The 10,894-nt window shown below is 59.8% G+C and carries 6 protein-coding genes; 1 reads left to right on the plus strand and 5 read right to left on the minus strand.

Annotation, left to right across the window (positions count from 1 at the left end; genetic code table 11):
• Positions 1-651 precede the first annotated feature (651 nt).
• Both BTM36_RS13740 and BTM36_RS13745 read right to left on the minus strand, forming a co-directional pair.
• Entirely contained in the window at positions 652-1,659 is a 1,008-nt protein-coding gene (locus tag BTM36_RS13740) for a YqaJ viral recombinase family protein (protein ID WP_077236729.1), read from the minus strand.
• Between the two features lie 67 nt (positions 1,660-1,726).
• On the minus strand, positions 1,727-2,665 hold the full coding sequence (locus BTM36_RS13745; protein ID WP_077236730.1) for a DUF932 domain-containing protein: 939 nt from the start codon (positions 2,663-2,665) through the stop codon (positions 1,727-1,729).
• 862 nt (positions 2,666-3,527) lie between these two features.
• Between BTM36_RS13745 and BTM36_RS28750 the strand changes: the two genes are divergently transcribed.
• Entirely contained in the window at positions 3,528-4,433 is a 906-nt protein-coding gene (locus tag BTM36_RS28750; protein WP_217349586.1) for a hypothetical protein, read from the plus strand.
• 281 nt (positions 4,434-4,714) lie between these two features.
• On the opposite strand, the gene BTM36_RS13765 is transcribed toward BTM36_RS28750, so the two are convergent.
• Genes BTM36_RS13765 through BTM36_RS13775 form a run of 3 tightly spaced genes read right to left on the minus strand, consistent with a single transcriptional unit; the run spans position 4,715 to position 10,890 of the window.
• Positions 4,715-7,876 (minus strand): helicase-related protein, encoded by a 3,162-nt coding sequence (locus BTM36_RS13765; protein ID WP_077236872.1) that lies wholly within the window; start codon positions 7,874-7,876, stop codon positions 4,715-4,717.
• Complete coding sequence (locus BTM36_RS13770; RefSeq protein ID WP_077236733.1) at positions 7,866-9,722, minus strand: phospholipase D family protein; 1,857 nt, start codon at positions 9,720-9,722, stop codon at positions 7,866-7,868. The genes BTM36_RS13765 and BTM36_RS13770 overlap by 11 nt, the downstream gene beginning before the upstream one ends.
• On the minus strand, positions 9,712-10,890 hold the full coding sequence (locus tag BTM36_RS13775; protein WP_077236734.1) for a DUF6361 family protein: 1,179 nt from the start codon (positions 10,888-10,890) through the stop codon (positions 9,712-9,714). The genes BTM36_RS13770 and BTM36_RS13775 overlap by 11 nt, the downstream gene beginning before the upstream one ends.
• Positions 10,891-10,894 lie beyond the last annotated feature (4 nt).

Here is a 10,894-nt window from a genome sequence, read left to right on the forward strand (position 1 = left end):
GCCTCGCGAGTTCAGACGGGCTGCAGCATCAGTAACTTAACGATGTCTGAGTGTCCTGAATTGCGGGGGCAACTACAGAAATTAATACGATGCCGCCTTGTTTATAAGAATTGGCTTAGGAAGTGATTCCTCGTTTATCTGATTCTTTCCTCGTGTACACCTTGTAAGTCGAAGACTACGGTCCGCCGAAACCACCCGTGAAAGTAATAAAGAATAAAAAATATAGTTGCCTTAGACAGATGGATGCTTAAGCCTTCAAGACATACACAGCCGGATACCGCTGGGCGGTATCCGAAGTGAATGATGAATGGCGAAGCGAGCTTAGCTAAATCTCCCGTTACTTACTTGTTTTTTTTCGACTTGCTGCTTTTCTCGGCGGCGACGGCGTCTTTGAATGCTTGCAATTCAACCTTGGACGGGTCGCGCGAATTGCCGAGGCAGTAGGACACCGTCGAATTTCCGGATGGATCAGATTCCAGGGACTCTTTGCCACACGCGAAAGCATCCTTGTAGGCGCGCGTGTTCTTGTAGTCGGCAGCTTGAACATCAGTATTGAAACCCAATCCGACCAAGAATGGGTGGCGTAATGCATAAGCCTTTGATCATGAGAGTCTCCAGTTGAGTCTCGGGAGTATGAAGACGCCCGATAGTTCAGGATTGGATGAGGAAGCGACGACTGCCGCTCTTAGGAGAAAGGTAGGAATCGAATAGAGCGGGATGCTCAGCCTTCAGCCGCTCAACATTCAACTGAGCGCTATCTTTGCTACGCTTCCAGCTGGCTGTACCTGTTTCGAACAGCGCCCGGCTGGAGCTTCCCATCATCTGCTGGATGGACTGCTTCAGTTGTCGCTCGACTTGCTCTCTAGTAGAGATATCCTCCCGAATGGCCTGCAAATCAGAAAACGCTGCGGACATTGCGCGGTTATCTCGAAAATCGGCCACATCCCCGTAGTCATGTGGATAAAGCGATCGCAAAGCACGATCTGCCGAATCCGATCCGTCCGCTGGCGGTTGTGTATCAGTCTCGACGTAATGCCAGAACTCGCGCTCCAGCTTGATCAAGCCGTCGATCAGCTCAGTATCACGCTCTACCCGGTGAATTTGGATCTCCTGCCCGCAGATAAGGACGCAAACATCGGCCGCAGCCTTCCCGGTAACGGCGAGTTGATGCTGGACCTGGCATTGAACATATTCGGGCACACCTTCTCGCCAGGCGCGGGCGCCATATTCCCCCGCCGTCTTGCATTCGAGGATCTGTACGTCTGGTGCGCTCAGGATCTCTCGGTCAATATTGGCCAGCATCCAGGTTTTGTCCGGATCTGGATGTTGCAGTACCGCGTTGACCTTGCGTACCTTGTTGCCAGTCTGGTACGTGTAGTGCGCCGCGACGATCGGCTCTAGGAGACTGCCCCAGTAGGTTGGCGTAGTACGTTCACTAGGATCAGTCAGATGGAGCATGTGGGTTCGCCCCGTCTTAATCATCCACAGCTCCAGCATCGATTGATGTGGATTCAGGCCCAGGGCAGCTGCAGCATCGGAGCTGCCGATGCCGCGGCGGCGAACAGACAGCCATTCTTCTCGAGAGAGTGCTTGGGTTTTCACCAGGCGAAGTGCCGGCCTTCCAACACGTCGGACCGGCGAAGAGGTCATGATAGTCATGGAAATCCTTTCTATAAATGAAAAGCCCCGGGCATAAGGCCCGGGCGCTATGCCGTCGACGCGAGGTTCATGCGATCAGTGCAATTGCCTGATCCAGGGCATCGTGCTTGAGATTGGCGCCCGTGCCAAACCAGGCCGAGTCCAGGCGGTAGTCAGTGCTGCGGGCACGGCGCTCATGGTCGACGAATTCGGTGACGGCGTTGAGGAGCCCGAATGCCGTGCCCTTGGAGGACGCCAGGTCGGCACCACGACCATGTCCGTCGTACAGTTCCAAGATCTTCTTAACCGCACGCTCATTGGTAAATTTGGCGGCAGGATCGGTCAGAAGGGACGAGACGAAGACCTCTGCCTCGTTGCTTTTGACCTTGCGTTCCGACAGCTTTTTCATCTGGTAGATGAAATCCGTCCAGGACGCCGAAGACAGGCCCAGTTGCTGCTTGACAGCCTTTGGATCGAATGTCGTCGAGTGCGGGACCTTGACTGCCGCTACGCCGTGTTTCAGTGAGATGGCGAGCGTGTTGTTACAGACCACGCGGATGCTGGTGAACTGCGCTGTCGTAGCCAGGGTGCCGTCGCAGCCGGTTGCCAGAAGCAGGTAGCCATTCAGGGTATCGTTGCCCTTGATGTTGGCGGACATGTTTGTCTTGGCGAGCGCCCACACCTTACGGCCACCTTTCAGAACGCCGGCCGTTTCGAGTGTGAAGCCGTGGGCCTTGGTGAGGTCGCGGTAAAACTCAAGCACGTCGCGCGGCTGCACGACCTGGAAGCGCTGGGATACGACGGATAGTGCTGCGCCAGTATCGGAGCGGTAAAGTACTTTCTGCTCGTTGAACACAGTGTGGCTTGAATCCTCGCCGGCCTGGAAGTAAACAGGGGATTCCTGAATAGTCCACTCCATGCCTGCCTGTTTGGCCCAAACAGAAATCGTGGACTTGGCTGACAGCTTGTTTCCGAGACCGTGCCAAGGTGTTTCGCTGGCATAGGCCATGGTTTCGATCAGATGCATTTGGAATTCCTATTGAAGAAGGCGTGCACACAAAAACGCCCACGGCCGCCAGGCCGTAGGCATTAATGTGAATAATGGAGAATTACGGTAGAGGGAGGGGCGGCAGCCTACGGACGGCCAAAGGTGTGACCGCAGTCGACGCATTCGTGATTGTCGAAAACGTTGTTATCGATTGCTTCGCCGGCAGTCGCACCAGCGACAGATCCTGCCGCGCCACCAACGATAGCGCCCATTAGTGCGCCGGCCAGACCACCAAGTACTGAACCAACGGGGCCTGCGATCATGCCCAAGGTTGCGCCAGCTTTTGCGCTACCCCAGATGGCAGCGGCGCTACCCGCAGCGCCTGCTGCAGCACCGATGGCACTACCAGTCCTGCGTGCATAGTTACGAGTAATGATTCGGGGAGATTGGCAGTTGGGGCAACTTACGATTGATGACATATACGGCTCCTGAATTTTAAAATGCCTGTTTTGCAACAGGCAGAACAAGCACAAGGGGCTCAGTTCATGTCGGTGATATATGAATGAAAAGTTCTAGCTTGATTTTTCAGAATCGTTGAATGAAAAATTGATTGCAGTAGCGAAGATTAGTGGAGGCGCTTTAGAAGGGGCGGGATATGCAGTAGTTGCATCTGGGGGCTGCTGAATATGGTCAATGTCGAATTTCTATAACCGGCCAGACAGGCCTCTTTGACCGTGAACGTTTCATGAAGCTCTCCGCCTGAGAAGCTTGCTCCAGCCCGAGGGTTCACTCCAAACGTGGGTCAGTTTTCATTGCACATCAACAGCTTTCTAGTGACAGCTATTGCAAAACGAAATACCTTATCCCATTATTGTTTTTGCGAGAACATTGCGGAGGGGTAATGGATAGTGCGCGTGATCGACATACGCTGGAAATCGTTGATGCTGAAGAATTGTTGGCTTTAGAACATGTAGATCAGGAAGGCTATATCTGTCGGGGGTGCGCAGCCCGCGTGATACCGTCCGCGTATCGTCCGGAAAATAAGGTCAGGCCTTATTTCAAAGTGCATGATGAGCATCAGGAAGACTGTGATGTTGAGGCTGAGCTCAAACTCGTTGCCAAGGGTAAGAAACAACGCTTACGTACCCGGGACGGCTTTCCAGGCTCCTACCCGGACCGTTTGATACTTCGCGACTACCGCAATGTGGTTGGGCTGGAAGATGGGGCGAACCTTCCCGTCGGAGGCCCCCATGGTTGGCCTTCCGGTGGCCGAGGAGGGGCGCCATCTATCAAGAATTGCCCGCGTTCAGCAGGAACGATTCGCCCTATTTGTCGCACCTTCATCCGTTACCCTCATGATCGAGATCTGCCACTTCATGTACCCGGCATCGAGCAAAAGATCTATATGACGGTGTTCAAGAGGTTCAAGTGGGAGCCAATTGAGGTATTTTCCGGCAAACGAATCTTTTATGCGCCTATTCAGTGGGGCCGCCCGGAAGAGAATGAGCACTATTTGCAAATCACGCTTAGTGCGGGTGCGGCGGCAGATAATCGTTTAAAGCAACCGTACAGAGTACGCATCGAATGGGCCGATTGGGGGCCTGGTCGTCGTACTGCTGTCAATAGCGAGTTGGAGATTGCGCGTGAGGAGTCAATCAAGGAGACGAAGGCTGGCCATAAGGAGAAAAAGGGATATGTTTTCTTTATTGGCGATCAAGACGCCGCTGATCCTACTCTTTTCCATGTTCATGACCACCGTTTGATTTGCGCACTTGTCGATGAGATAAGGTATCCGCCAAGAAAATAGCTAGTGCTTGGTAGCAAGCCCACCTCGGTCGCAGCACAACATTTTTATCGAGATGCGGAATAATTTGGACCGTGGTAACGGAACGTATCTCTACGAATTACCCTTTACACAAAAATTCGGACATGTCCTCGCTTCAGCGCGCAAGCTTGGACGCTTGTTTGTTCTTGGATGAGGAAATGGCTGAGCTGGCGGGTTCCAGCGTATTTGAGCAGGCTTTATCGTAGTTGCCGTGCTAAAGGGAAAACGGCACTCTGCGTCTACTTGGCATGGATGGAGGCGCTTCAAATTGCAGCAGAACTCGGCCAGGAAGTGGGCGCAGGTTCCAGCCGGATCTGTAGGCTCTCAAGTGCTGCTACCTCCAAGCCCGCTTCCATGAGTGTATGGAAGTAGTCCAATAGCTCGTCTTGTCTTGGTTGCCCGAATGCAAGGCGATATATGGTTAGGCTGCGTTTAAGCCAAGCGAGCCGCGTGACTTCCCGACTGAACGGCAACATTGGCACGCGCCGTTCGACCCGAACGGAGCCTTCGTAGATCCAATAGGGGATAAGATCGGTGTCGACTGTGGCCTCGGATCTTGCATGCTCGAACATCAGCTTCCACGGATCGTGAGGAGTCTGCCCACGGCCGCTGACGACAGCGGCCTGGCGCTCGGCCAGATTGAGGCGCACGGCATGGCTCTTGAAGCGGTGGACGCGGCCTTCGCGCTGCTCAAGGTCCACCGGGTTGCCCGGCAAGTTCCAGTGATAGACGCGATAGCAATACGGATGGAAGTCCAGACCTTCCTGGCCGACCGACGTGGTTGCGAGAACGAATGGCCGGAACGGTGAGTTGAAGGCGTCACGCACGCCTCCGAGCCGCGCGACGGCACCGTCTTCGTCCTTGTAATCCGCGAGCCGCATCGCGAAGCGCCCGCGCATCTGGAACTTGCTGATGGCGAGGGACTCTCCATCGACACGCACGTCATCGACGTCGATCTGCGACGGGCGGATAGCCAGGGCCTGGGCCATGGCGCGAGCGACACCGATTGCGCGGTCTTCGGCTGGGCGGGCGCCGAGACCTTCTGCATCGACGAGGTAATGTGCGTACTCGTCCAGGACAGCTTGCAGGTTGTGCTGGGCGCAATAGGCCAGCACGAGGCGCCAGTAGTGATCGTCGGCATCCCGTCGCAGCAAGGCGACTGCGTCATGCTGATTGAATAGCGCCCGGAACGACCAGGCGACTTCAGCGGCAGCGCTGAGCAAGTGTGGGTCATCCCACGCCAGCTCGGGCGCGATTCGCTTGAGGGCGCGAAGTGCGCAGATGGCTGGACTGCCGAGGGCGACGTCAACCAGCAGGTCCGAAAGATCGTCAGACAGAGCGCCGATGTTGTGCGTCTTCACCGCTGCCGTCAGTTCGGCGATATGATCGTGGAAGGCGTCTTCGCTCGCCAGGGCACGCATGCCGTGGGGCGCTTCCAACCAGGCGCGGGATCGCGCGCCCAGCAGGTCATCGATTACGGCTGGGGCAGCCCACTCGGCGCTGTGCGCGTCCTGGTGCGACACCGCGCCTTCCTTCAATGCACCGAGGGCGGGCTTGATGCGATTGCCCACGGCGGAGCGCATTCCCTCCAGCGACAAGGCGCCCCCCGTCTCGCTGAACACCGCCAGCGGATCGGCCAGCTCGGCCAGCGCAGGTGAGGGATAGATCAACAGTAGCGTGCGCAGACCCGCGAGCCGGCCGTGATCCTGCCGGAACTGCAAGGGACGCGGGCGATGCTGCTCGAAATAGCGCCGGCCGGATTCGCCGACGCCCATGCGCCGTTCGGCTTCGTAGGACAGCAGCGCTGCGATCGCATCGGGCACCATGGACCAGGACGAAAATATCAGCGCCTTGGTCAGCGGCACCCCGGCTCGCGCCTCGCCGTAATAGGGCATGGCGGCGGGTATCCAGAGGTTTTGTTCCAGATGCTGGCCGAAGATGTCGTCCATGATCGCGCGCATGCGGCCGTTGGCTGGGTCCAGCGGCGCATATGCGTCGATGGCGTCGGGATCGAGCATGGTCGGTCGAGCCGCCTGGATTGCAGTGCGGAGCATGGCCGAAGGGGCGTCGACTTGCTCTTCGAGCAGCCGCTTCAGGCTGTAGTGGCGCATGAAGTTCAGCAGATAGGGAGAAGACTTCCAGTATTCGATGATCTCCGGCGCATCGAGAGTGCGCGCCACCTGCGAAACAGCGGATGCTTGCGCAAGGTCGGCGGGTGCGATCGAGATCGTGATGGGAGGCTCGCTCATCATGGAATTGCGCTCGACCGTGGATGCGACCCGCTCGGTGCGGGCGATCACATGGCGCAGGCGCCGTTCGATGGTCTGGCGGGCCTCGACGGCTGAGGCATGTGACTGTGGCAGGGCATGCAAGAGGCCGCGGAAGGCACGCATTTCACGCGCCAGCGTGGCTGCCACCTCCGGCCCCTTTTGCCGGCCGTAGAGGAAACTCAGGGTCTCAAGGAAGTCCTGATAGTGGTCGCCTTCGTCGGGCTCGTCACCGGCGAGCGTGAGCATCCGGTAGGGTGTGGCGGAGAGGAGCAAGGTGCGGGCGGCGTGCCCGTCGCCTCCGGAGTAGTCGAACAGTTCGCGCGCGAGGAGCGCCGCGTCGCTGTCGCCATGCAGCAGATCCCGGAACCGCTGGAACTCGTCCATGATGATGAGGTCCGGTTGCAGCGCATCCACGCAGGCGTGGGACAGCTTGGCGCGGAGCCGGGCGACCAGGCTGTTGCGGAGCTGTGTCATTTCTGCTGGATAGCTGTCCCGGCGGCGAGGGAAGAGGTCGCAAACCCGTTTGAGTTCCTCGAAGAGGTCGCGATCCGCCCGCACGTCGCGGCGAAAACGCTCAATGATGCGCTTGTCGACGCCTTCGAGGGTGAGGTTATCCACGGTGCGGCTCCAACCCTCGACGCCGGCCGTGACCTGCAACAGGTTGTACAGGCCACGCGGGCGCGTAACGAGGTCGCGCAGGAGATGGAAAAGCAAGGCGCGTTCCTGCGTTACACCCGTGGCGGAGCGCAGATCGAAGGTCGTGCCCGGCGTCAGGCTGATGAAATTCACCTTGTTGGCGTCGAGGCCTGCCTGGTCGCGCAGTTGCAGGGGAACCAGCGTCATGCGGGTTGGAAGGGCCAGCTCGCGCCGCCCGAGGACGTTCAGCCGGTTGAGGTTCTGGCCGGCGATCGCCTGATTCGAGCAGATGTAAAGAATGTCGATCCGCTTGGTGCTCTCCCAAAGGTGTTCGATCATGCGGGCGATGACCCCGCGCGCCACCATCGTTTTGCCGAGGCCGACTTCGTCGGCGACAAGGAATTGGCGGACAGGATCGTCCTGGCCGTAGAGCCGATCGAAGACGTAATCGACGGTGCGGCGCTGGAAGACCTTGAGGGGAGCGAGCGCCGTGTCGGCGCGAAATCGATCATTCGGCATGCGCGGCATCCTGTGTGGCGAGCGCAATTCGGAATGTGTTCCAGAGTGCGCGGAACTCGGCCGGAATCGGATCGGTATCGTCACCGTCGCCGGTTTCTAAGCGTGCGATCAGCCGTTCGATAGCGCGAAGCTGCTCCCCGCCCCGGCAGAAGGCCCGAACCATCTCCTCGAGGATGGGCGCGTCGTCGCTTGCCGAGCGCCAGGCACCTTGACCTGAACCGTCCTGCGCCGCGAGGGCGGCGGCGAAGGGATCGCCCAATTCTGAGAGAAGGAGGCGGAGATAGCGGAAGAACGCATCCTTGCTGTTGATCACCCAGCGCAGGATGGCGGCGTGGCGCTCTGCGGGCAGCCCTTCCATCATGAGCCCGGTGCTGAACAGGATCGAGATATCTTCCGTTTCGTCCGTCAGGTGACAGGCGAGGAACCGGGTAAGGTCAAGCAAAGGCATCGCGCCAAGGTCTGCGGGCTGTCCCCGCCGTAGCTGCTCCAGCACATCGCGCGCATGTCCTTCGCCCCGCGTGATCGGCCAAACTCGCAGCGCACCGAGCCCGGTAAGGGGTAGCGGCTCGGACGGGATCAGCCTGACCCGCCAGACCGGCGCGCCATCCGCGCTGTGCTCACCACGCTCGCAACGGAGCGTGAGGCCGCTGCGGCAAATCTCGCGCCTGGCCCGATCCAAGCGAGCCTCGGCGGCTCGTTGCGCGGCATCGGCGGCTCCCATCTCGTCTCGGACGAACGGCCGCGTCAGCCGGCCAAACCCCTTGTCGCCGAGGATTTCCTCGACGCTGCCGACCTGTGACCGCTTTCCGGTCAAGGTGGTGAAGATCTCGACATTGCTGCCGGTCAGCAGCGCCGGCCGCGTGGCATTCCCCGAGCCGACCGTTATCGAAGTGTCCCAGCCGCGTTCGGTGATGAACGCCTTGGCATGGAGCCCGTGCAGGGTCGCTGCGTCCTCTTCTTCGCCATCCTCCGAGGCCGCCATTTCGTCGAGCACGGCCACGCGGGCAAAACCATCGAGCGTGGCGCCTGGCACCTGGGCGAGTTCGTCGGATCGCCCAATGAAGATGGACTTTTCGGCGCTGGCTAGGCCGGCGAGCATCGACAAGGTTTGATCATCACAGAAGGGCGATACGACTCCCAGCCGAGCGCAGGGTTCCGGGCGCCATGGCTTTCCGCCGAGGCCGTTGACGGCGAAGGAGACGCTCTGGAACGGTTCGGGCAGGCTCCATTCGACGCAGCGCATGTCTTTGGCTAGGTCATCGACAAGCGTCTTCGTTCCGTCGGGAACGCCCACAGTCGCGAGGTCGGGGAGCAGACGAAGGAAGTCGGCGACCGGGCGATTGATCGCTTTAGGCTGCTTGGTGATCACGCCATCGAGGGTGGCCGCAATGTCCCACGAGCGGTCGCGCGTCAGGTTTCGGGAGAGAATGAGCAGTCGCAGGCGGACGGGGTCTTCGGGCCGCAACGGAGTGAAGCGGAGCGCCCACATCTTGGGGTGGAAGGCTCCGCCTTGAGGAGCGGCGACCTCGACGATGATGCGTTCTAGCAGCGAGCAAAGGCGGGAATGCGGCCGGGCGCTCGCCTGGATATGGCCGGCGTCGGTGAAGACGACGAGGCGGCCGGCGATGCGCTCGGCGCCTTCCAGCAGAGCCAGAGGATGAGAGAGGATGTCGTCGCGGTTCTCGGCGGCGAAGAGCGCCAGACTGACCGGCACGGCGAGCGCTGTCTCGAAGTCGAGGGAGAAGGTCGTGGCGACCGCCGCGTCGAAGACATAGCCCGCCGGCGGCTGAAGATTGGCGCCGTAGAGCGTTCGCTGTTCGGGATCGAGGCTACGCCTATTCAGCATGGGCGAGATCCCGCAGGTGGGATTTGGCCCGCTCCCAGCGAAAACTGAGGCGGTCTGCGCCCGATGCGCCGGTCCAACGGTCGCGAACAGCGTGATTGGCGTAACGTGATTGACTGGTCTTGAGCCGGCGTTCGCGCTCCTCGACGAGGCGCCGCGCCGCGGGCGCCGAGATTACCTGCTGCGTCCCGGCCAGAACCAGATCGCGCCACTCGCTCACGAACCGCCTGGCGGCCGGTCTGACGGTGTGCGCCGGGTGCTCCACGACATTCCAGAAATCGTTGATCGACCATGCGCGGACGGCGCCAGTATCGAGTTCGGTATGCCAGGCTTCAAGCCGAGCGCGATAGTCCTCAGTCCAGTCGTCGCGTTGGCGCAGCTCGCTGAGCGCTAGGTTATAGAGCAGCGCAGCGCCGTGCATCACATGGGAGAAGATTTCCCCATGCTGGACGAGGCGGCGTGCTGCGGATGGAAACGCCGACAGATGGGGGTGCGTCCAGATATAGTCGCAGCCTGCGTCGATTCCTTCGCGCGCCAGCATCGTGAGCAGTGCGGTGGGCTGACTGGCGATCAGGCGGTCGATGAGGAATTGCGCCTCATCAGCGGTCAGGCGGAAGACGGCGTGCTCAAGCAGATCGCCGGGCATCTGGGGCAAGGCTGGATTCCAGATGCCGGGCCTTTGGGCGCTGGCCAGACCGTCTTCGCGGCTGGATGCGCCGCGCGACCGGCCACGGCCCCGCAAGGCTACGAACAGACTGTCGAGCGAGCCCGGAAAGACCCGGATGCCCCACGCGCCGAGGCCAGCCCAATAGACGGAACTCGGCAACCGCTGGAGACGTGGTCCTGCATCCCGGCCAATGATGCCGTTGGACTCACCTCCGGCTTTCAGGGCGTCGGCAAGCCGTATTTCGGCGTCCCGCGCTTCGGTGCGGAGCTGCGCTTCAGGGACTTCGCGCTTTTCCAGCGCCTGATAGAGCCAGGGAATGAACAGCATGTATCGTAGGCGCGTGTGGATCGTGCTTGTGCCCGGAAAGAGATGATCGGCGATGGAATCGCGGATCGCCCCCAGCCCCAGCTCGTCGCGGGTCTCGCGCTCCTGAAAGAGCGCCATGATGCGCTGCGCGCGCTGCCGCTCGGATTCATCGAAATCGATCCAGGCAAGAGACGACATGGGC

Origin of the sequence: Herbaspirillum sp. VT-16-41 (assembly GCF_001994935.1) — a bacterium.
Lineage (GTDB): Bacteria > Pseudomonadota > Gammaproteobacteria > Burkholderiales > Burkholderiaceae_D > Herbaspirillum > Herbaspirillum frisingense.